This window comes from Streptococcus pseudoporcinus LQ 940-04, assembly GCF_000188035.1.
GTDB classification, from domain to species: domain Bacteria; phylum Bacillota; class Bacilli; order Lactobacillales; family Streptococcaceae; genus Streptococcus; species Streptococcus pseudoporcinus.
In genome coordinates this window covers 246,847-268,701 of sequence record NZ_AEUY02000005.1, presented here as the reverse complement: position 1 = coordinate 268,701, position 21,855 = coordinate 246,847, and the positions used below count along the sequence as shown (strand labels likewise).

The 21,855-nt window shown below is 39.1% G+C and carries 13 protein-coding genes, 7 tRNA genes and 2 rRNA genes; 18 read left to right on the top strand and 4 right to left on the bottom strand.

The window, feature by feature from the left end:
* The first annotated feature begins 240 nt into the window (after positions 1-240).
* The 9 genes from STRPS_RS02670 to STRPS_RS02630 all read left to right on the top strand — a co-directional run bounded on the left by STRPS_RS02670 (position 241) and on the right by STRPS_RS02630 (position 4,160).
* Positions 241-3,146, top strand: a 23S ribosomal RNA gene (locus STRPS_RS02670).
* Positions 3,147-3,337: 191 nt separating this feature from the next.
* Positions 3,338-3,453, top strand: a 5S ribosomal RNA gene (rrf, locus tag STRPS_RS02665).
* A 15-nt stretch (positions 3,454-3,468) separates the two neighbouring features.
* Positions 3,469-3,541, top strand: a tRNA-Val gene (locus tag STRPS_RS02660).
* A gap of 20 nt (positions 3,542-3,561) precedes the next feature.
* A tRNA-Asp gene (locus tag STRPS_RS02655) sits at positions 3,562-3,634 on the top strand.
* 90 nt (positions 3,635-3,724) lie between these two features.
* Positions 3,725-3,797 (top strand) — tRNA-Lys (locus STRPS_RS02650).
* A 4-nt stretch (positions 3,798-3,801) separates the two neighbouring features.
* Positions 3,802-3,883, top strand: a tRNA-Leu gene (locus tag STRPS_RS02645).
* Between the two features lie 10 nt (positions 3,884-3,893).
* Positions 3,894-3,966, top strand: a tRNA-Thr gene (locus STRPS_RS02640).
* 38 nt (positions 3,967-4,004) lie between these two features.
* Positions 4,005-4,078, top strand: a tRNA-Ile gene (locus STRPS_RS02635).
* Positions 4,079-4,088: 10 nt separating this feature from the next.
* A tRNA-Glu gene (locus STRPS_RS02630) sits at positions 4,089-4,160 on the top strand.
* A gap of 173 nt (positions 4,161-4,333) precedes the next feature.
* Here STRPS_RS02630 and STRPS_RS02625 read toward each other — a convergent pair.
* The 3 genes from STRPS_RS02625 to recX all read right to left on the bottom strand — a co-directional run bounded on the left by STRPS_RS02625 (position 4,334) and on the right by recX (position 6,096).
* Positions 4,334-4,648 carry a DUF960 domain-containing protein gene (locus STRPS_RS02625; protein WP_007892791.1) on the bottom strand — a complete coding sequence of 105 codons (315 nt, stop codon included), beginning with the start codon at positions 4,646-4,648 and terminating at the stop codon, positions 4,334-4,336.
* A gap of 57 nt (positions 4,649-4,705) precedes the next feature.
* Positions 4,706-5,239 (bottom strand): nucleoside tri-diphosphate phosphatase, encoded by a 534-nt coding sequence (gene ntdP, locus STRPS_RS02620; RefSeq protein WP_007892798.1) that lies wholly within the window; start codon positions 5,237-5,239, stop codon positions 4,706-4,708.
* Positions 5,240-5,319: 80 nt separating this feature from the next.
* Positions 5,320-6,096, bottom strand: a complete 777-nt coding sequence (gene recX / locus STRPS_RS02615) for a recombination regulator RecX (protein ID WP_037598892.1) — start codon at positions 6,094-6,096, stop codon at positions 5,320-5,322.
* Between the two features lie 92 nt (positions 6,097-6,188).
* Between recX and rlmD the strand changes: the two genes are divergently transcribed.
* A complete protein-coding gene (gene rlmD, locus STRPS_RS02610; protein ID WP_007892785.1) occupies positions 6,189-7,544 on the top strand; it encodes a 23S rRNA (uracil(1939)-C(5))-methyltransferase RlmD in 1,356 nt (451 codons plus the stop codon).
* A gap of 369 nt (positions 7,545-7,913) precedes the next feature.
* Positions 7,914-11,114, top strand: a complete 3,201-nt coding sequence (locus STRPS_RS02605) for a M14 family metallopeptidase (RefSeq protein ID WP_007892786.1) — start codon at positions 7,914-7,916, stop codon at positions 11,112-11,114.
* A gap of 104 nt (positions 11,115-11,218) precedes the next feature.
* On the opposite strand, the gene STRPS_RS02600 is transcribed toward STRPS_RS02605, so the two are convergent.
* Positions 11,219-12,733, bottom strand: coding sequence for a helix-turn-helix domain-containing protein (locus STRPS_RS02600; protein ID WP_007896507.1), 1,515 nt, complete (start codon positions 12,731-12,733; stop codon positions 11,219-11,221).
* Between the two features lie 357 nt (positions 12,734-13,090).
* Here STRPS_RS02600 and STRPS_RS02595 point away from each other — a divergent pair, with 357 nt between their 5' ends.
* The 7 genes from STRPS_RS02595 to STRPS_RS02565 all read left to right on the top strand — a co-directional run bounded on the left by STRPS_RS02595 (position 13,091) and on the right by STRPS_RS02565 (position 21,721).
* Positions 13,091-15,883, top strand: coding sequence for a fibronectin binding protein (locus tag STRPS_RS02595; protein WP_126476000.1), 2,793 nt, complete (start codon positions 13,091-13,093; stop codon positions 15,881-15,883).
* A gap of 600 nt (positions 15,884-16,483) precedes the next feature.
* Positions 16,484-17,152, top strand: a complete 669-nt coding sequence (locus tag STRPS_RS02590; protein WP_007892667.1) for a putative quinol monooxygenase — start codon at positions 16,484-16,486, stop codon at positions 17,150-17,152.
* 110 nt (positions 17,153-17,262) lie between these two features.
* Positions 17,263-17,835, top strand: a complete 573-nt coding sequence (locus tag STRPS_RS02585; RefSeq protein ID WP_007892666.1) for a GNAT family N-acetyltransferase — start codon at positions 17,263-17,265, stop codon at positions 17,833-17,835.
* Positions 17,819-18,196, top strand: coding sequence for a hypothetical protein (locus STRPS_RS02580; RefSeq protein ID WP_007892641.1), 378 nt, complete (start codon positions 17,819-17,821; stop codon positions 18,194-18,196). The genes STRPS_RS02585 and STRPS_RS02580 overlap by 17 nt, the downstream gene beginning before the upstream one ends.
* Before the next feature lie 49 nt (positions 18,197-18,245).
* Positions 18,246-19,535, top strand: a complete 1,290-nt coding sequence (locus STRPS_RS02575) for an MFS transporter (protein ID WP_007892672.1) — start codon at positions 18,246-18,248, stop codon at positions 19,533-19,535.
* A gap of 52 nt (positions 19,536-19,587) precedes the next feature.
* Complete coding sequence (locus STRPS_RS02570; RefSeq protein WP_007892663.1) at positions 19,588-20,820, top strand: MFS transporter; 1,233 nt, start codon at positions 19,588-19,590, stop codon at positions 20,818-20,820.
* A gap of 16 nt (positions 20,821-20,836) precedes the next feature.
* Complete coding sequence (locus STRPS_RS02565) at positions 20,837-21,721, top strand: shikimate dehydrogenase (protein ID WP_007892696.1); 885 nt, start codon at positions 20,837-20,839, stop codon at positions 21,719-21,721.
* Positions 21,722-21,855: the final 134 nt, after the last annotated feature.

Genomic DNA, 21,855 nt, shown 5'->3' with positions numbered 1-21,855 from the left:
TAGGAAAATAGATAATCTTCCTTGTGTGCAAGCACACTGTGTCAGATTCCTAATTTTCTACAGAAGTTTCGCTAAAGCGACCGTTGCTTTGTATCCTAGTATAGTCCATTGAAAATTGAATAACTATATCAAATTCCACGATCATGAAAATGATTGTAGAAAAGTAACAAGAAATAAACCGAAAAAAAGATAAACGCGAACATATTAAAAAAATCAAGAAGGTCGCAAGACTGGAAATAAGGTTAAGTTAATAAGGGCGCACGGTGGATGCCTTGGCACTAGAAGCCGAAGAAGGACGTGACTAACGACGAAATGCTTTGGGGAGCTGTAAGTAAGCGCTGATCCAGAGATGTCCGAATGGGGGAACCCACTAACTAATGGTTAGTATCCATGACTGTAAAGGTTGTGAGAAGGAAGACGCAGTGAACTGAAACATCTAAGTAGCTGCAGGAAGAGAAAGCAAACGCGATTGCCTTAGTAGCGGCGAGCGAAACGGCAGGAGGGCAAACCGAGGAGTTTACTCCTCGGGGTTGTAGGACTGCGATGTGGGACTTAAATTTAATAGAAGAATTACCTGGGAAGGTAAGCCAAAGAGAGTAACAGCCTCGTATTTAAAATTGAATTAAGCCCTAGCAGAATCCTGAGTACGGCGAGACACGCGAAATCTCGTCGGAATCTGGGAGGACCATCTCCCAACCCTAAATACTCTCTAGTGACCGATAGTGAACCAGTACCGTGAGGGAAAGGTGAAAAGCACCCCGGGAGGGGAGTGAAATAGAACCTGAAACCGTGTGCCTACAACAAGTTCGAGCCCGTTAATGGGTGAGAGTCGTGCCTTTTGTAGAATGAACCGGCGAGTTACGTTATGATGCGAGGTTAAGTTGAAGAGACGGAGCCGTAGGGAAACCGAGTCTTAAAAGGGCGCTTTAGTATCATGATGTAGACCCGAAACCATGTGACCTACCCATGAGCAGGTTGAAGGTGCGGTAAAACGCACTGGAGGACCGAACCAGGGCACGTTGAAAAGTGCTTGGATGACTTGTGGGTAGCGGAGAAATTCCAAACGAACTTGGAGATAGCTGGTTCTCTCCGAAATAGCTTTAGGGCTAGCGTCGATGTTAAGTCTCTTGGAGGTAGAGCACTGTTTGGGTGAGGGGTCCATCCCGGATTACCAATCTCAGATAAACTCCGAATGCCAAGTAGATATAATCGGCAGTCAGACTGCGAGTGCTAAGATCCGTAGTCGAAAGGGAAACAGCCCAGACCACCAGCTAAGGTCCCCAAATAATTGTTAAGTGGAAAAGGATGTGGGGTTGCACAGACAACTAGGATGTTAGCTTAGAAGCAGCTATTCATTCAAAGAGTGCGTAATAGCTCACTAGTCGAGTGACCCTGCGCCGAAAATGTACCGGGGCTAAAACAATTTACCGAAGCTGTGGATTACTAGTAATAGTAATGGTAGGAGAGCGTTCTATGTGTGAAGAAGGTATACCGTGAGGAGTGCTGGAACGCATAGAAGTGAGAATGCCGGTATGAGTAGCGCAAGACAGGTGAGAATCCTGTCCACCGTAAGACTAAGGTTTCCAGGGGAAGGCTCGTCCGCCCTGGGTTAGTCGGGACCTAAGGAGAGACCGAAAGGTGTATTCGATGGGCAACAGGTTGATATTCCTGTACTAGAGTATGAAGTGATGGAGGGACGCAGTAGGCTAACTAAAGCGGGCGATTGGAAGAGCCCGTCTAAGCAGTGAGGTGTGATATGAGTCAAATGCTTATATCTCTAACATTGAGCTGTGATGGGGAGCGAAGTTTAGTAGCGAAGTTAGTGATGTCACACTGCCAAGAAAATCTTCTAGCGTAGTATCATACTCTACCCGTACCGCAAACCGACACAGGTAGTCGAGGCGAGTAGCCTCAGGTGATCGAGAGAACTCTCGTTAAGGAACTCGGCAAAATGACCCCGTAACTTAGGGAGAAGGGGTGCTGTCAGCGATGACAGCCGCAGTGAATAGGCCCAAGCAACTGTTTATCAAAAACACAGCTCTCTGCTAAATCGTAAGATGATGTATAGGGGGTGACGCCTGCCCGGTGCTGGAAGGTTAAGAGGAGGGTTTAGCGCAAGCGAAGATCTGAATTGAAGCCCCAGTAAACGGCGGCCGTAACTATAACGGTCCTAAGGTAGCGAAATTCCTTGTCGGGTAAGTTCCGACCCGCACGAAAGGCGTAATGATTTGGGCACTGTCTCAACGAGAGACTCGGTGAAATTTTAGTACCTGTGAAGATGCAGGTTACCCGCGACAGGACGGAAAGACCCCATGGAGCTTTACTGCAGTTTGATATTGAGTATCTGTACCACATGTACAGGATAGGTAGGAGCCATAGAGAACGGGACGCCAGTTTCGTTAGAGGCGCTGTTGGGATACTACCCTTGTGTTATGGCTACTCTAACCCAGATAGGAAATCCCTATCGGAGACAGTGTCTGACGGGCAGTTTGACTGGGGCGGTCGCCTCCTAAAAGGTAACGGAGGCGCCCAAAGGTTCCCTCAGATTGGTTGGAAATCAATCGCAGAGTGTAAAGGTATAAGGGAGCTTGACTGCGAGAGCAACAACTCGAGCAGGGACGAAAGTCGGGCTTAGTGATCCGGTGGTTCCGCATGGAAGGGCCATCGCTCAACGGATAAAAGCTACCCTGGGGATAACAGGCTTATCTCCCCCAAGAGTTCACATCGACGGGGAGGTTTGGCACCTCGATGTCGGCTCGTCGCATCCTGGGGCTGTAGTCGGTCCCAAGGGTTGGGCTGTTCGCCCATTAAAGCGGCACGCGAGCTGGGTTCAGAACGTCGTGAGACAGTTCGGTCCCTATCCGTCGCGGGCGTAGGAAATTTGAGAGGATCTGCTCCTAGTACGAGAGGACCAGAGTGGACTTACCGCTGGTGTACCAGTTGTCTTGCCAAAGGCATCGCTGGGTAGCTATGTAGGGAAGGGATAAGCGCTGAAAGCATCTAAGTGCGAAGCCCCCCTCAAGATGAGATTTCCCATGATTAGATATCAGTAAGAGCCCTGAGAGATGATCAGGTAGATAGGTTAGAAGTGGAAGTAGTGTGAGCTATGAAGCGGACTAATACTAATAGCTCGAGGACTTATCCAAAGATAAAAAAGTTTATTGACAATGAGGTAGAGTTCTTGGTAAGATATAGTTATTCAATTTCGAGTGGACTAAATGAAGTAATGAGAACGTAAAAAAATCTGTATGAAAATAGGAAAGTGACGCTGTGTGCTTGCACAAGGAAGTTTATCTTTTTGACTAAGATTTTAGTTCGACTACAATTCATTCATAAGTTAAGTGACGATAGCCTAGGAGATACACCTGTACCCATGCCGAACACAGCAGTTAAGCCCTAGAACGCCTGAAGTAGTTGGGGGTTGCCCCCTGTTAGATAAGGAAGTCGCTTAGCTTAGGAACACTCAAAGGGAGTTTAGCTCAGCTGGGAGAGCATCTGCCTTACAAGCAGAGGGTCAGCGGTTCGAACCCGTTAACTCCCATAGTATTAAAAAAGATACGAGGTCCCGTAGTGTAGCGGTTATCACGTCGCCCTGTCACGGCGAAGATCGCGGGTTCGATTCCCGTCGGGACCGTTTAAGAAGTCTAGTAGACTTTTTAAAGTTGCGGATAAATTAAGCGAAGCTTATGTCATTCGTTACTAAATGATAAAAAAGATGATATGAGACTCGTTAGCTCAGTTGGTAGAGCAATTGACTTTTAATCAATGGGTCACTGGTTCGAGCCCAGTACGGGTCATCAAGCGGGTTTGGCGGAATTGGCAGACGCACCAGATTTAGGATCTGGCGCTTAACGGCGTGGGGGTTCAAGTCCCTTAACCCGCATAACCTTTAGGCCGGCTTAGCTCAGTTGGTAGAGCATCTGATTTGTAATCAGAGGGTCGCGTGTTCAAATCATGTAGCCGGCATTGTTTTTTTAAAACATATTTTACCCAAGCTTATGCTTGGGCGCGTAGCTCAGGTGGTTAGAGCGCACGCCTGATAAGCGTGAGGTCGGTGGTTCGAGTCCACTCGTGCCCATTAAAGATATGGTCCGTTGGTCAAGGGGTTAAGACACCGCCTTTTCACGGCGGTAACACGGGTTCGAATCCCGTACGGACTATAGGTTAAACTCTTCGGTATGAAGAGTTTTTTTATATTATTGAGGTAACTACTAAAACTGAGTAGCCTAGACTACTCAGTTTATCTTCTCGTAGCAAACTTAGATGTAAGATTGTTACTTAGTCTTATGTTGTTATGTTTATTAGTGGTTGAGATGGGCTGTGGGACTTATTCTCAACTGATTTCATGTTTTAAGAGGATTGTTTCAATACCATCATTGTCAATAGCATAGACATACTGTGGTAGAAAAGGATCAAAAGGATAAGCATAGTCAAAAACGATGAGTAAGTTTTTCTTTTTATCATGGTATTCAATAGAAAGGTTGTTCTTGTTATTTTTGACTAATGCAAAAAGCAGGATATCTTCTAAGGAGAAGACCCCTTTTAAATTTTCGTCAATAATTTGCCAGAATGTATCAATAATTTCTGGAGGTATTGAGGTGGCTACGCCAAAGCTTGCATATCTTTCTCGAGTGTTTTGAAATGCCATAGCTATTTCCTTTCTAAATGATAAGCAAAGCACTCCGGTGGGAGTGCCTGACTTTTATTAACGATTCTTCAGTTCAAGATAACGTTTGTACCAAATTTTAATATATGCTTTCGAGAAAGGTCCTTTTTCTTGATTAATCCAATCAACTAGGACTTTTACATTTTCTTTCAAAATGAAGTCAATATCAGGAGAATACTGCATTTTTTCTTTATGCAGTTCATATTCATCCACATCTAATAATCTTTTCTCACCATCTGCAAATACTTTAACATCTAGGTCATAGTCAATATATTTTAATGCTTCACCATCTAAAATAAAAGGACTAGCTAGATTACAATAATAAGAAATCCCATTATCTCTAATCATTGCAACAATGTTAAACCAGTATTTCTTATGAAAGTAAACAATGGCTGGTTCTCTAGTGACCCAGCGTCGACCATCGCTTTCTGTGACAAGTGTATGATCATTTACCCCAATCAGAGCATTTTCAGTTGTCTTTAGTACCATAGTATCCCGCCAGGTGCGGTGCAAACTACCATCATGCTTATAACTTTGAATTGTAATAAAGTCGCCTTCCTTAGGTAATTTCATGCCTTACCAACTTTCTACAATTAAACTTATCTGCTATATTTTATCACAAAAAAAGAATAAAATCACTCATTTTGAGTGACTTATAGGTATTCTCTTAAGGCTTGATTAATCGCATCAGCCTCAAAGCCTTTTCGATAAAGTGCTTGAAAAAGCCTTTGTTGAAGTTCATAACCGTCACACTTTTTGCTGAATTTACGGTGCTGTTTAGCCAATTCTTTTGTTAATAGGTGGTTATTTAGCTCTTGATCTTGTTCCAGCTGGAGCTCTCCTACGACAGATTTGGCCAAATCATAAGAGAATCCCTTAGTAAGAATGGACTGAATGATTTTATCTTTCAAAGCTTTTTCCGGTAGTTTCCCTTGGTATTTAGAAAGCAATTTTGTGGCTAACTTTTCCACAAGAGGAGAGTAATCATAATGGGTGAGATGCCGGTCAATTAGAGATGGTGAGATGCCTTTTTGTAAAAGTTTTTGCTTCAGAACATGGGGACCTTTATCTCCAGATAAAATATTTTGTCTGAGATAAGTCTCGATATACTTAGTATCGTCAATCCAGTGATTGGCTTCTAAATCATTAACAATATGGTCGATTGTGGTTTTATCGATGTCATTTTTGTGGAGGTAATCAATGACCTGCTTTTTAGTTCTAACTTGGAAGGAAATGTAATAAAGAGCAAGGTTTTTACCATGTGAAAACTGAGCGAATACTTTTATCTCATTGAGTAGTTCTGGGCTGATCTCCATATCTTTGGACAGCATAAATGTAACGATAGTATCTTCAGTAACATATAGTTTTTCAGTATAATCTAATTCAAGCAGATAGAGTCGTTTTTTCTTTTCAATTTTGCTTATTTTCATATTAATCATTATAACAAATAAATGGTAAAATAGTAGAAAAGGTTTTGTACGAACATGTTGAGAATTTCTAAGCAGATGAGAAAAGGGTTTATATGCAGGGTATCAGAAACAAACAAGAAATTAAACTAAAAATAAAGAGGATGGGGATTAACGGTGAAGGTATCGGCTTTTATAAAAAGACCTTAGTTTTTATACCAGGTGCTTTAAAGGGAGAGGAAGTTCTTTGCCAAGTGACCTCAGTCAATAAGCGATTTCTTTATGCTAGGCTAGTAACGATTCTTAAAGCCTCCAAAGATAGGGTCCAACCTCAATGTCCTATTTATGAAGACTGTGGAGGCTGTCAGATTATGCATTTAGCCTATCCTAAGCAGTTAGACTTTAAAGATGATCTTATTCGTCAGAGCCTTAAAAAATTTCAGCCTCAAGGATTTGAAAACTTTCCCATCAAGCATACTATTGGTATGGTAGAACCATGGCGTTACCGTGCTAAATTGCAGTTTCAGACCAGGTCATTTGGTGGGAAGGTGCATGCAGGTTTATTTGCTGAAGGCAGCCATCACTTGATTAGCATCGAAAACTGTTTGGTACAGGATAGTACCACTCAAACAATCATTAATGGTATTGTGAGCCTGTTAGAAGGGCATAAGATCCCCATTTATAATGAACGTCGCATTGCTGGTTTACGCACTGTCATGATTCGAAAAGGTCAATCAAGTGGCCAAGTTCAAGTGATTTTTGTGACAAGTAAAGAATTGCATCTTGCTCCCTTGGTTAAAGAGTTAGTAACTAACTTTGAAGAGATAAAGACAGTAGCTGTTAATTATAACAGATCAAAAACAAGTAGTCTCTATGGTGAACAAACAGAAATTATTTGGGGCAAAGATACAATCGATGAAGATGTTTTAGACTATAGCTTTGCTTTATCACCAAGAGCCTTTTATCAATTAAATCCTCAACAAACAGAAACCTTATATTCAGAAGTTGTAAAAGCTTTGGAAGTGTCTGAAGAGGATCAAATAATAGATGCTTACTGTGGTGTTGGTACAATTGGTTTTGCTTTTGCTAAGCATGTTAAAGGTATCCGTGGAATGGACATTATTCCAGAAGCAATTGCTGATGCGAAAAAGAATGCTAAAGCAATGGGATTTACGAATACCTACTATGAAACTGGGAAAGCAGAAGACTTGATTCCAAAATGGTACCAGGAAGGCTATCGGGCTGATGCTATTATTGTCGATCCACCAAGGACAGGTTTGGATGAAAAATTACTAGAAACCATCATAAAATTTCAGCCTGCAAAAATGGTGTATGTCTCGTGTAATACGTCAACTTTGGCACGTGATTTGGTTACTTTAGCCAAGGTTTATCAGATAGAATATATTCAATCAGTGGATATGTTCCCTCATACGGCAAGGACTGAAGCAGTCGTAAAACTACGAAAGAAATAAGTAAGGTAATCTAGAGCACAATTGTGCTCTTTTTCGAATTCTTATTAAGAATAACTATTCTTAAGTAGGAATAATATTTCAAGGAAATAAGCAAATATAAACAATGACATTATTAAAAAAAGAGATGCTTAATAGATAATTATCCATAATTAGCTAAAAAGATCTCATAAATATTAGGAACTAAATAAAATATAAGTTATTATCAATACACTTGTAAATTGATAGTATTGTGATTAACATAAAATGATAATAGTATCACTCTTTAGAATAGTTAAAACAAAATGGAAGCGCTTGCAAAAAATGTTTTAAAATGATAAAATGATGGCAAAATAAGAACAATGCGTAACGATTCTAATTTAGGAGGCCTATATGACTAAAATTAATTCTAGTCATTCAACTGCTGCTAATCGAGTTATTAAGGGTTTGTCAGCATCATGCTTAATACTTTGTAGTCTTGCCTTAGCTCAGCAAGCTAAAGCAAGTGATATTTCCTTGAAGGAAACCATTGCCCCAACAAGTAGTCAAATTACTCCTGTAAATACAGTTGTAGCTGCCCCCTCGTCGGAAAGTAAATCAGTAGGAACAGAGATAGTAGCTCCGGCACCTTCGACAGCTATAGAAGATGAGGCTTTGGTAAATTCTGAGGTTACTACTGAATCAAGAGCAGCAGAAGCTAGCACAAGCCAGACAACTGAGGCTACTGCCAAGGCTCAAGTTCCCCCGACTCCAACTACTCAAGTTGAAGAACCTCAGACTATCTATATGGATAAGTCTAATCAGCTTGCGATTAATGTGGCAACGGAGAGTCCCATGGCTTGGACAATTCCCAATTTACCTGCTAATACCTATGATATCAAAACGGGTCAATTTTCTGGTCAACCAACAGTAACCGTGCAAAGCACAATGACAGCAGGTGGAACTACTTACCAAATTAAAATTGAACCGCTCTTTGGCCCAGATCTCAGCCTTCGTTGGCCTAATAATATTCGACGGACTTACCGTGATTATATGGGAACTTATAGCCTTCAAGGTATTAGTCAAGACGGCTTAACAATTGTTACAAAAGAACTAAGGTTACGGCCTTATGAAAGTTACCAAACACATGAAGAGTTACTTAATACACTCAAGGACATTCAAACGAATCATGCTGCTAATCGTCTAGTGAAAGTAGATACTATTGGTAAAAGTGCTCTTGGTAATGATATTAAGATGGGAATCGTTGCGAAAGATCAAGCCACTCTTGATAAGTATCTTAACCGGACAAGCCCAGTGATGCTCATGCAACCTAATCAAGCCTTAGCATTATTAGCTCAAGGTAAATATGATTACCAATTGCCTATTCTTATCAATAATACTCACGCAGATGAACAACCAGGGATTGATATTGTTAGAGGTCTTTTTGAAGCTTTTGCAAGACAAACAAGTATCCATTATCAAACGCTTGATGCGGATAAAAATCCCATATCAGTTAACATTGATATCCCAGCACTATTAGAAAAAGTTATTTTATTATTTGATTTTACGGAAAATCCGGACGGTGATATTGCCAATACCCGCGCCCTTAATAATGGTTTGGATCCTAACCGAGATACAGGTTATCAGACAAATCCTGAAACACGCGCCATTGTTGAACAGATCAACAAATGGAATCCCATTGCTATTTTTGATCTGCATGGCTTTGTTAAGGAATTCTTAATAGAACCATGTACCCCACCGCATGATCCTAACTTTGAATATGATTTATTTGATCATAGCTTAGTTGAGGGAGCACGTGCCATGGGAAATGCAGGCATTACAAATTCCAACTATGCTAGTTATATTATTCCTAAATTTGATTATGGCTCAGGATGGGATGATTCTTTCTCTGGATATACAGCAGTATATGGTCTCTATCATGGTATTTTAGGTCACACCATAGAAGTTCCTGAAACTAATGAAGAATCCTATAAAGCAGGCTACTATGCTGTTCTGGCAGGTATTCATTATGATTTGCAAAATAGTGACCAGTTGATGAAGAATCGTTTAGTCTTTTACTCACGTGGCATTCATAAAGCAGAGGTGGCTGCTGCTAACGATGCATTAGTTACAGTTGATGGTAGCGTTAAAGGGAGAATTAAAGATGGACATACTAACTTTTTCCCAGATTACTACGTTATCCCAATGGGACTTTCAAGGGAAAGTGATACCGATCAAGCCTTTAAGATGATTGACTATTTCCGCCGTAATGGAGTGATCTTGAGTCAATTAAATCAAGATGTAGCTGGTTACCATAAAGGGGATCTAGTGATTGATATGGCGCAAGCCAAGAGAGGCTATGCTAACCATGTCATGTATAAAGGGGCAAACGAATCCGAGTGGCCAGCAATGTATGCTGAACTCGTTATGAATTTCCCAGCAATGCGCGGCTTTAAAGCAGATGCTATTTACCAAGCAGGGCTATTTGCTGGTAAAATAGGGCACGTGACCTTAACAAGTGCCCCTAGAACCGTTCCAACTGAGAAAGACTATTACATTGTTTCTAATAATTCCTTAGCAGCTGTTCAGGCCGTTAATGCAGCATTAAAAGCTGGTAAAAAAGTTTATCTAACAGATGACGGCTACGTCATGGATAAACTGACTTATGAAAGTGTTATTGCGACCTATCCATTATATGCTCAACCAAGCTGCTTGAAGCCAATTGGTCAAAGTTTAAAAGCCTTAAGTGTCTATGCACCAGGCAATCCCAACGCTTCCTTAGGCTTCACATCACCTTCAGAAGTCAGCTTGGCCTTAAGCCAGATGGGCTTCAATGTTGTTAACTCAGCAGACCAAGCAGATGTTATCGTTCTAGACAATGATCAGTTTGATGCTAGTATTCTAGGTAAGAAACCAATCATTGTACTTGGCGGTGTGGCAATGGCTAAGTTGGAAAGTTTAGGTATTTTGCCCGGATTTGATGCAGCTATGACCGATGAAAAAAATGGGGGCAGTTATGAAGGCTTAATGAAGATTAACCTTGATGCAAGTAGTCCTTATACAAGTGGTTATGGAGCACAGTCACTTTATTATGCTAATTCTGGTTCTTGGATTCAAGGGATTCCTGCCGGTTTTATAAGCTTAGCAAAGATTTCATCAAGTGATTTTTATGTTTCAGGTTGGTGGCCACAACACGAAGGCCTGGCCAATAAAACGGTAGCCGTAAGTGGTATATTCCAAGGGCAACCAATGTTTATCTTTGCAGGTAATCCTGTCAATAAAACGCACACGATCAATTTTTACCGTTGGGTAAGTAATGCCATCTTTGGAACAAACCTAACAGCATTTGTTGAGGGTGACTGTCATAGACTAGCTACAGATAATAATGTGGTAGTTCCTGTTGACCATAAAAGTCACACAGTTCTTATTTACCAAGGGTCACAAACAGCTTTAGCAATAGATGCTAAGCTAGCAAGTTCTACTGCAAAAACCTTACCAAGCTTAGCTGATAGTACTAGTAGTAAAAAAGAAAGTCAGCTTTTTTGGATTACTGGTTTACTAGTCGCCAGTGGTGGGTTATTTGCAGCAGTCAAACGTCGTCATGACGATGAGTAAAATCAGAAAAAAAGAAGGGTAATCATAAAAAAACAAAGTCTATCCATTTTCAAATAGGCTTTGTTTTTTTATATACCTCTAAAGAAGCTACAAGAGTAAGAGGACTAAGCCTCGGTTAACTGTATCTGTTGCTTCAAAAAATTGGAAAATTGCTCTGCTTTTAATCTGGCAATAGTATCTTGTAATTGCCTAGTATTTGTTTCAAGATTATTATGCGAAAAATCAAGTATTGGGATTCCTGAGATGATTTCGTGTTCAATAAAAGGGATAAGTTGATGACTGGTCACCATTAAATGAGGCTTAATATCAGCAATCTGATAAATATCATCTGTTAGAAGATAATAGGAATGGAACTGAACATAATCTGACGAAAAACGATTGGCGATAAAATCAGTAAGTGTCATGGAACTGGTAAAATCGGTAGACAAAAAAACAAGCTGTAGGGGAGGTTGGTAACTCTTTAAAAAAAGTTCCAAATGGTTACAAAAGAGGTTGAGATGACGGGCATTCACTTGCGCAGATTGTTTAATCTCTTTTTTCCATTTCTTGACAATCTTAAAAATAGCTTCCTTTAGAAGACTATTCTCTGAGCAATAATTTGAAAGGAAATAATTCTTTTCGGGAATAAATGGCTCTAATTGATAAATATGATCTTTAGCGAAAGCTAAAACGATTCTGACAAACTCTTTTTCTTTTTGTTGAGGAATATCAAATAGTTTTTTTAAGGGGTTAAGTAGCAGTTGGAAATGATAGTTCTTTTCAAAAATAGAGATATAAAAATCTACTTCTTCTACTGTCCAATCTTGACTGGCAAAGGAATTATTAGCAAGAATATAGATGAGAAAAAGGTAGTCAATATCGGATGTGTTAAAAGAGAGATGTAGCTGTCTTTCAATAGTGGCAGTAGCAGTTTCCGATATCTTTTGATAGATGAAGATTTGTTTTAGCTCATTGAAAATATCTGATTTGGGAAGGCTTACTCGGTAATCAAATCGTTTCCAAGATAAGGCTAATAAGGTATTGTAAAATTGAAAGGAATGTTCCAGTAAATTTGAAAATTTTAAACTAGAAGCACTATTAGCAATAAATTGATCAATGACATGAAAATCCTCTTGACTAAATTCATAAATGATAATACCAAATTTAGACTGTAGAAGTGCAATTAGAAAACGAATACGATATTCATCTCCTCTAATGACATTTTTGTGTAATGCCAAACCAATCTCTTTTAAATAAGGTCGAATTGCTTCTCGCATACGATAAGCAGAAGCATTTGAGATAAAAGAGCGTTCTGCAAAATAAGTTAGGGGTTTTTGACTGTCCTCATTCAAAAGCAGAAAACGCAAGAGTTGCAAGAGATTAGATTGAGCATAGAGGTCAAAGAAATAGTGATCTTTTAATTGTTCATTATAAGTAGTTGTAATGATTTGGGGACTAACCTCAATTTTGAGGCTTTGGGAGAATTGTTCATTCAATTCCTGACAATATTGTTTAATGAGATTGTAAGATAATTCAGTCTCAGAAATAAGTTCTGAGACTAAAATCTGTCTCTTATCCAAAAAAAAAGTTAGGAGTACTTTTTTATCTACAATCGGTTTTTCTAAATAATGTTCTAACACAGAATTTCCTCACAAGTCGTTAACAGCAAAAAATGCTCACGATTCCTAAATAAAGCCATTATAAATCATTCACTTTGAGAAATCAACTATTCACTGTATACAAGGGAGTAAGCGTTTTTTTCTCATTTAGCCAATAAGGACATGTTTTTTTTGAGAAAAAAATCAAGAACAATTACTAGAAAAAAGAAGAAAGACTTGTTATGATTAGAGACATTGTTAGTGAAAAATCACTAACTATTAGAAAATTTGAACGGGTATATTTTTGGGGAAAAATATATTTTCTATTATTTGTAAAATTCTTTTAATTTTCTAATGAATGATAAAAAAATAAGACGATTGATTGAGAGAGAGAAAACGATGACCTTTTTTAAAAATAATTATCACTATGCTTTACGAAAAACCTCACTTGGGCTGTTATCAGTTGCTTGGTTAAGTTTTTCCCTAGTAGCACATCACGTTTCTGCTGATGAAGTGACTTCAGGTGCAGGAGGTAATGCCACTTCTAGTCAAGTGCTTGCCAACGACCCAAGCAAAGACTTAGAAACAGCCCTTAACCGGTCAAATCAAGTTAAGAGTTTAGAAGAAAAATACCAATCAGAAGGTTTCCAAGTTGACCTTACTGAAGATGTGATTTCTTATCCAGGTGCGCATGAGGCTGAAAAAATTGCTAATGAGGTTAATCAGGCTTATGATCAACAGCAGAAACAAGTAGAAGCAGAAGTAGCTAGTTACAATGCAAAAGTAGCTGCTGAAGAAGCTAAGCAAAAACAGTATCAGGAAGAACTTGCCCTTTATCAGCAACAGGTAAAGGAAAAAGAGCGCATTGAAGCAGCTAATCAAGAGAAAAAGACTAATTACGAAACTGCACAAAAAAAATATGAAGAAGCCGAAAAAAGTCTTGGTCAAGAATACCAATTTACCGACGAAGATAAGAAAACAGTTGGCAATGGTAATAGTGATACTTTAAAACTTTACGGGACACTAGATCAAAATAAAACAAATAGTATTGACTACTATAAGGGCTTAAAAGTTAAGGCTGATTTAGATGCCTTAAAGGCCCATTATTTAAAAGAATCACTTACTTGGAATAAAAATACTACTTTTGAAAAAGGTAAGGGTAATTATCAGGTCAGCATAGGAAAAGACCTGGCTAATGAAACAAGTCGTATTGGTCATACCACTAAACTAACAGGTTATCAGGTCAATGATTCCTTTATCTTAAAAAATGTTGGGAAGATTGAAACAGGAGAGGATCTTGATTTAAAGGTTACGATTACTCATCTTGGAGACGGGTTTGGTCAGAAAAAGAATGACGGGACCTTCAAAGTTGAACAAGCTCTTTATATAGGTAAAGAATTTGAAGCAAAAGATAACAATTCTGGTTCTATCGAATTTGTTTATCGGAATCACAGAGATATGGGCTTCAAATTTGAATTTTTAGTTAAAGGTCAGCCAACGAAAATTCTTTTGACTCAAGTGATCGGCGATATCGATTTAGGGCAAAAAATCACATTTGATTTTGGTCAAGGGGGAAGTAAACTTTTTTCTGTACCTCAGGATTCAAAAATTACAAATACTAATGAGACCTTTAGCTCAGCTAATAACTTCAATGTTCAAAATTTTGATAAAACACCAGAAGGAACCATGTTAGCTATTGGTGTCGGAACTGAGATGAACTATCGACATTTCACTGAGGAAAGCTATTACCAGATTACTGATACTAACTATAAAGTAAAATCACAGTTAACCGAAGCACAATTTGATACGGAAAAACTTACTCTAATGGCTGGAACAAACACAGCAGCTAAGGGAGAAAAACGGGTTGGAGGAATCCTCTTCTCTTTATTTGGTAATTCAGTTAAGTTAAATGAAGTTGTCAAGCCAGAACCCCCAGTTTATGAGACTGTCATTGAACCCAAAGTCCCAACACCACCTCAGACGATAGTCATTGAAAAACCAAAACTTAGCCTTAAAACTTTTAATATAGTTCCTGTGACAGAGCCAGGGCTTACTTTTGATCTTGATACTGCTGATTGGCCAAAAGAAAGCTTGACTGATCCAGTCCTTCCAGAAAATTCTGTAAGAAATGACAGCCAACCTCAACCTGACGATATAGGACAAGACAATGATGTCATTGAAATCAGTTTTGGTACTAGTGACTTTGTTGACATTTTTGAAGATTCAGCAACCGAAATGATAGGTGGCAGCAATACAGGCGCCCTTTCAATCCAAGAAAATAGTGACCCTATTTATGAGGAAACCTACGATTCGGAGCCAGCTCGTGAATTTGGACAAAGTTTCTTAATTGAAGAATCAGAAGACACCCAGTTTGGTAGAACCGGCTTCTCAGGAGATGAAATCATTGAAGAAGATAGCCAAACGCCAGTCTATCAAGTTGGACAGCAATCAGAAGTTGTAGAGTTCAGCGAAGTAACACAGCCAAATGTGACTGGCTTCTCAGGAGATGAAACCATTGAAGAAGATAGCCAAACGCCAGTCTACCATTTCGGTATGCAGTCAGAACCAGTTGAACTTATTGAAGACACGCAGTTTGGTAGGACCGGCTTCTCAGGAGCTGAAACCATTGAAGAAGATAGCCAAACTCCAGTCTATCATTTCGGTATGCAGTCAGAACCAGTTGAACTTATTGAAGACACGCAGTTTGGCATGACTGGCTTCTCAGGAGCTGATACTTTTGAAGAAGATAGCGAAACCCCAGTCTACCATTTCGGTATGCAGCTAGCCTCAGTTGAACTTGTTGAAGACACGCAGTTTGGCATGACTGGTTTCTCGGGAGCTGATACTTTTGAAGAGGATAGCGAAACCCCAGTCCATCATTTCGGTATGCAGTCAGAACCAGTTGAAGTCAGTGAAGAAACACAGCCAAATGTGACTGGTTTCTCAGATCATGAGGAGACTGAAGAAAAAACTGTTGTTAGCCAAACATCTCCTTCTGTAGAGCAGCTGTCAGATGAAGAAAAGCCCCACTTTAATGAGCTAGAAGAAGCAGTTGCGCCAGTTGCTAGTTCAGAAAAGACTGTTTTACCAATGACTGGAGAAAAAGAAAAGTCTCCATTACTTGCTATTATTTTTATCATTCTGAGTTTATTAGGTATTTTTAGCCAAACAACTAAGGGTCGTCGCTCTTAAGAGACCTGCCTGAGGTTGTCAATAGTCATATTCTAGATGAACTAGCTAATGAACCGCACGATAATAGTAAGGTGTAAAATCAGATAGATTATATGAAAAGAGAAGTCCTACTCACTGAGTAGGCTTCTTTTTTATAAGGCCTAGGGGTAGGGGGTGCGGAAGTCAGATTAAAATTAAGACTAAATTTTGGTATAATAGAAAAAATAAACAAAAAAGAGGAACAATAGTGTCTTTACACATGTTTTATTGTTCTATTTAAAATAAAAGGGACTGGCAGACAAACAAAGTTCCGTGAAACAGCGGGCTATCAATCTAATTGTAATGATCGAGCCTGCAGAATCTTGTCAGCACCCCCCACTGAGCAACACTATAATGGATTAGCCCTATCCAGACTTAAAGGAAGGCAATAAGGCCTAAGGTAGTCTGTTTGTAGAAGGGTTTGGTACAATCCTAATAAAGGACCTAGCGTGTGGCCTAGGGGATTTGAGAAGGTTAAACCTTTTCTTGGGAATAGCAAAGCCCTAACTTCGCTTAGATTGGGGTTTGTCCACTGAGAGATTTTAGACACTTATTTTGACAATAATAAGGAGAAACAAATTAATGAATCCAGAAAAACAAGCCCCTATTATGCGTCTTTTTGAACTAGAACCTATTCCGTCAACAATGGAAAGGTTCCAAAAGATTGGAAAAGAGAACCTTTTGCAGTCAATTAATCACGAAGAGGGAACTCTGGTCATGGCTTCTTGCCACTATGATAATCCTGAACAACAAGTGGTCTTTGAAGTCTACAAAGATGAAGCGTCCTATCGTGAACACATTCAATCTGACCATTTTAAAACATTCTTAGATTATGCTAGTGATGGTTTGAAGAGTAGCAGGGTTATTATTCTACAGGCGGAGCTTCTTTTTGAAAAAGCAGAAAGAAAAATCTTTGAAAATGCCTCTACATTAGCTATTCATCTAGCTAAGATAAGTTTAGCACCGGAGAATGCTGCCAGCTTTAAGGCAATCTTAAATGAAGAAATGGCTACTTCTATTGCAAAAGAGAGCGGTGTCTTGGCCCTTTTTTGTGGTCGTTCTCTGGAAGATTTGAGTCAGTGGTATTTCTTTGAAGTTTATCAAAACCAAGAGGCTTACCAGCAACATATTGAGAGTGCCCATTTTAAGAAGTATGTTCAGGATTCAGCAGACATTGTTTTAAATAAGGAAATTGTAACTTTAACTGGTCATATCTTGGTTAGTCAGGGTAAGGCGCAGTATTTATCATGAGAAGACCGGTTTTTAGCTAAGGCTAGAAGGTCAGTAATCGTAAGGGCTATCGTTTCCTTTTAGCTATTAGTAGCCGTTTTGTTTTATACTAGAAAAGATGGAGTCGGGCTATGATTCGTTTTGCACACCCCTCAGATGCCAAGCAATTAGTGGCAATCTATCAACCATATGTTGAAAAAGCAGCTATTACGTTTGACCATGTCAGTCCGACAGTAGGTCAATTTCAGCAGAGAATGCAGCATATCCAAGCCTTCTATCCCTATCTAGTATATGAAGAAGAAGGCCGACTATTGGCCTATGCTTATGCTAGTCATCTCAACACTCGCGCAGCTTATGCTTGGTCCTGCGAAGTCAGTATTTACGTTGACCAACATTCTCGTGGTAAGGGGATTGGTCGATGCCTCTATCAGGCTTTGGAGAGATACTTGGCAGCAATGGGCATTATCAATTGTAATGCCTGTATCGCCACAAGTAAGATTCCAAGTTCTTACCTTCCATTAGCTAGTCATATGTTTCATCAAAAGTTGGGCTATCAGCTTGTTGGGACATTCCACAAGGTAGGTTACAAGTTTGATCAGTGGTTTGATGTCACTTGGATGGAGAAAGCTCTCGGTCATCACACACGAGGGCAAAAACCTCCTAGATCAATTCATGAGGTACTAAAGGATGGAAAAAAAGATTAACCATTTAAAACCGAGCCAATTTTACCTGTCGGCTAGTAAGTTAGCAGCGATTGAGGTTTGGTTGAACGAGGAGACAAGTAGAAGTATGGACCCAATCATTATCCGGAAGATAAATGGAGTTGATCTTATTTTGGATGGACATAGCCGAGCTTTTATAGCTTTTCGACTGGGAATAAAGCAGGTTCCAGTTCAATATGATGAGGAAGATCAGTGGCCTTTTTATCAGAAGTGTTATGAAGAAGCGAGTAAGAGAGGAATCATTAGCATAGCTGATTTAGCAGAGCATATCTTAGAGGAACAGGATTATCAAAAAAGATGGCTTGGTTATTGCCAAAGCTTGGGAGAATTAGGAGATAAATAGCTAATAAAAACTAGGAGATTCATAGGATTATCTTTGAAAAGAGGAACTTATGTTTAAAAACAACAACTACAATTTTACTGCATTTTTGCTTTGGATGACCTATTTTTGTCATGGCATTCAAGCTATTATCATTTCACAAAATGCTCTTTTTTTTGCAACTAAATGGCAAGTAGAAGCTGCCGCAGTTTTTGCGGTTATTGCTTGGACTGGTTTAGGAAAAATAACCTTCTTAGCTTTTGCTGGGGCTCTTTCGGATAAGATAGGTCGTAAGCCATTAATCGTTTTAGGCCTATGTGGTTATGTGATGATGTTTGGTTCATTGTTAGTAGCAACACAGCTTTGGGTAGCTAATATTCTTGCCTTTATCGGTGGCGCAATGACCTCCCTTTATGATGATGCTATTAATCCAGCCTTATTTGAAATGTACCCCCAAAATAAGGCGACAGCTTCCATTTTTAGTAAGGCCTTCATTTCGATTTCTTCAATGCTTTACCCACTATTTGTAGCTTATTTAGTTAGTCACCAGCTGGCAATTGAGATTGGCATTATTGTCCCTTTTATTCTTAGTATCCTTGTTTTAATAGGGGTTCTATTAGCAAGATTTCCTGATGGTGACATCCGTAACGAAAAAAATGTTTCTGCTAGCGAAGCAATCAAGATATTAGAAACTCAACAAGGTATAGATCACCTCGTTACAAGTGCTAAAGTGACTCCAGGTAAACAATCGGCAAATTTTGCCATAGACGGTCTTATCCTATCTGCTTTTGCCTTTACCATTTACTCAACTTTTTACTTGTTTCAACAAGCTTCTAAATTGTATGCTCAGCATGTTATTCATATGTCAGAAACGGGCGCTGCCACTGTCACTTCCTATTATCAATTTGGTAGTTTACTGGCGACAATTGTCTTTGCTTTCCTGATGGGCCGAGGTATTCGTGACATTGCTTTATTAGTTATTAGTCCGATTTTTGCAGGTCTTGCAGGTCTTTTGGTTTACCTTATTCCAACTGCTGCTACCTTAAGTTTAGCTGGAATCCTTATAGGTTTCTTTGCCGCTGGGGGGCTCTTGCAAATGGGTAATGCAGTTTTAAACCAATTTTTTGATAAAAACAAAGGCCGTAATACAAGTATTTATTATTTTGTAATGGCTCTTGGTTCTTTTATTGTTCCAACGCTAGCTTCCAGATTAATTACGGTAAACCGTTCAGATTTGATTATGTTATTTGTATCAATTTGTGGCTTCGCGTCAGCAGCTCTCATGGTGCTAGCTGGCAACCGTTATCATCATATTTTTGGAGTCTCAATTTTTTCTAAGTCAACAAAGATGGAGAGTCAGTAGCTAAAGGAGGGAAAATTATTTTAAAAATGAAAAACACAAGGAGTACCATTTAATGAAAAATAAGTATGTGCCAACCATGGGAGCACTTTATATCAACTATATTTTTCAAGGAATTGCCACAATTCTTATTTCACAGAACATGACTATATTGGAAGGTAAATGGCAGGCTTCCCTTAGTCAAATAACCTTAGTTATTAGTGCTATCGGTTTAGGTCGTGTTTTAAGTGTTACGATTGCCGGTTTAATTTCGGATGCCCTAGGTCGCCGCAATGCGGTGCTTCTAGGAGTTTTAGCCTATATTATTTTTTATCTCGGTTTAGTCTTTGCTGATAACTATATGATTGCATTTGTTTTTGCTATCTTTGCTGGGATAGGTAATTCTTTTTTAGATACAGCGACCTATCCTGTAGTTGTGGAAGCATTTGAGGAGTATGCTAGTAATAGTGCATTGAGTGTATTGAATAAAGCTTTTATCTCAATGGGTCAGTTTTTATTACCCCTTATCACTAGTTTTTTACTGCGTAACCATTTCTATTTTGGGTGGTCATTTATAGCTTCTGCATTATTTTTAGCCATCAATGCTTTTTTTATCTTAACGTTGCCATTTCCTAAAACCCAAAAGAATCAGGTGAATGAGGTTAATGTAGAAAACGAATTGTCAACAGAAAGGAAGCTCTCATGGAGGCGCCCTAACTTTGCGATTGAAGGCAGTTGTTTATTAATTTTTTCTCTGGTTTCTGTCTCCTTATTTAATATTTTTATTATTTGGATTCCTAGTTTTGCGGAGAGCGTTGTGGGAATAGCCAAAACAGATAGTCTCATGTTTGTCAGTCTATACAGTATTTTTTCCTTTGTTTCTGTTTTTGTGACATCTGTTATCATTAAGCATGGTGTTCATGTGATACCATTTATGATTTTCTGTACTAGCATATCGGCACTTGCAATTATAGGAATGTTAGTGATGCCAAATATCTATAGCCTCGTTTTTGCAACATTTTGTATTGGATTCTTTGCAGCTGGTGGCATATGGCAATTAGGACTAGCAACCTTGTTAGATTTTTTCCCTCAAAGAAGGGGACTTGTAACTAGTTACTATTCCTTAGCTACATCGGTATCTGTAATGGGCTCTCCCTATATAACCGGTATTCTTGCAGAGAAAAGAATTGCCTTAGTATTTTATTTAGTAGCAGCATTAGCAGTGTTAGGAAGTATTGTGCTATTAATTGTTGCTTATCGTTATAAAAAAGTTTTCTTATCAGAAACGAACCTTATTAGTATTCATTAAAAAGAGAGGTACTACGATGTCAGAACGTTTATCAGGTCACACCTTACTTATTTCTTTAATGGCAACACCCATACGCCATAGTTTATCCCCTAAAATGCATAATGAGGCATTTGCTAAATTGGGTTTAGATTATGCCTATCTTGCTTTTGAGGTTGGTAATGAGGAATTAGCAGATGCGGTTCAAGGGATTCGGGCTTTAGGAATCCGTGGTTCGAATGTTTCAATGCCAAATAAACAAGCCATTATTCCTTACCTTGATGAGATTTCTCCAGCTGCAGAACTTGTAGGAGCAGTTAATACGGTAGTTAACAAAGATGGTAAAGGCCACTTGATAGGCCATATCACAGATGGCACAGGGGCAGTTCGTGCATTGGCAGAAGAGGGCGTGGATATTAAAGGTCAAATCATTACGTTAGCAGGAGCCGGTGGCGCAGGGACTGCCATTGCTGTTCAACTCGGCTTAGATGGTGCTAAAGAGGTTCGGATTTTTAATCCTAAAGATGCTGCCTACACTAATGCGGAAAAGACTGTAGAAAAACTTAATAGCAGAACACATACCAAAGCTACAGTGACTGATTTGGCAGATGATGAGGCTTTCAAAAAGTCAATTGCTGAATCGTCAATTTACATTGATGCAACAGCTGTTGGCATGAAACCGCTTGAAAATCTTAGTTTAATAGTTGATCCAGAAGTTATCCGTCCTGACTTAGTTGTCTTTGATGTGGTTTATAGCCCAGCTGAAACAAAATTATTGAAGTTTGCCAAAGAACATGGCGCTAAAAAAGTTATTAACGGTTTGGGCATGATGCTTTACCAAGGAGCCGAAGCTTTTAAATTATTCACAGGGGAAGAAATGCCGGTAGAACACATTAAGGACCTTCTTTTTAATGGAGGAAAATAACTAAAAAAGACTCCTAATCCGTCCAACAGCAAGTCTAAGCTTGCTGTTTTTGCCTGATGACATCTCTTGTTTGTTCCCCTATTTACATAAATTGGGTTAATTGTCTTTATGCTTCTATCAAGTAGCTATAATTT

Bases quoted from the DNA above. Each gene is read 5' to 3' on its own strand.
- STRPS_RS02625 (WP_007892791.1), bottom strand. From the start codon at position 4,648: ATGGCATTTCAAAACACTCGAGAAAGATATGCAAGCTTTGGCGTAGCC.
- ntdP (WP_007892798.1), bottom strand. From the start codon at position 5,239: ATGAAATTACCTAAGGAAGGCGACTTTATTACAATTCAAAGTTATAAG.
- recX (WP_037598892.1), bottom strand. From the start codon at position 6,096: ATGAAAATAAGCAAAATTGAAAAGAAAAAACGACTCTATCTGCTTGAA.
- rlmD (WP_007892785.1), top strand. From the start codon at position 6,189: ATGCAGGGTATCAGAAACAAACAAGAAATTAAACTAAAAATAAAGAGG.
- STRPS_RS02605 (WP_007892786.1), top strand. From the start codon at position 7,914: ATGACTAAAATTAATTCTAGTCATTCAACTGCTGCTAATCGAGTTATT.
- STRPS_RS02595 (WP_126476000.1), top strand. From the start codon at position 13,091: ATGACCTTTTTTAAAAATAATTATCACTATGCTTTACGAAAAACCTCA.
- STRPS_RS02590 (WP_007892667.1), top strand. From the start codon at position 16,484: ATGAATCCAGAAAAACAAGCCCCTATTATGCGTCTTTTTGAACTAGAA.
- STRPS_RS02585 (WP_007892666.1), top strand. From the start codon at position 17,263: ATGATTCGTTTTGCACACCCCTCAGATGCCAAGCAATTAGTGGCAATC.
- STRPS_RS02580 (WP_007892641.1), top strand. From the start codon at position 17,819: ATGGAAAAAAAGATTAACCATTTAAAACCGAGCCAATTTTACCTGTCG.
- STRPS_RS02575 (WP_007892672.1), top strand. From the start codon at position 18,246: ATGTTTAAAAACAACAACTACAATTTTACTGCATTTTTGCTTTGGATG.
- STRPS_RS02570 (WP_007892663.1), top strand. From the start codon at position 19,588: ATGAAAAATAAGTATGTGCCAACCATGGGAGCACTTTATATCAACTAT.
- STRPS_RS02565 (WP_007892696.1), top strand. From the start codon at position 20,837: ATGTCAGAACGTTTATCAGGTCACACCTTACTTATTTCTTTAATGGCA.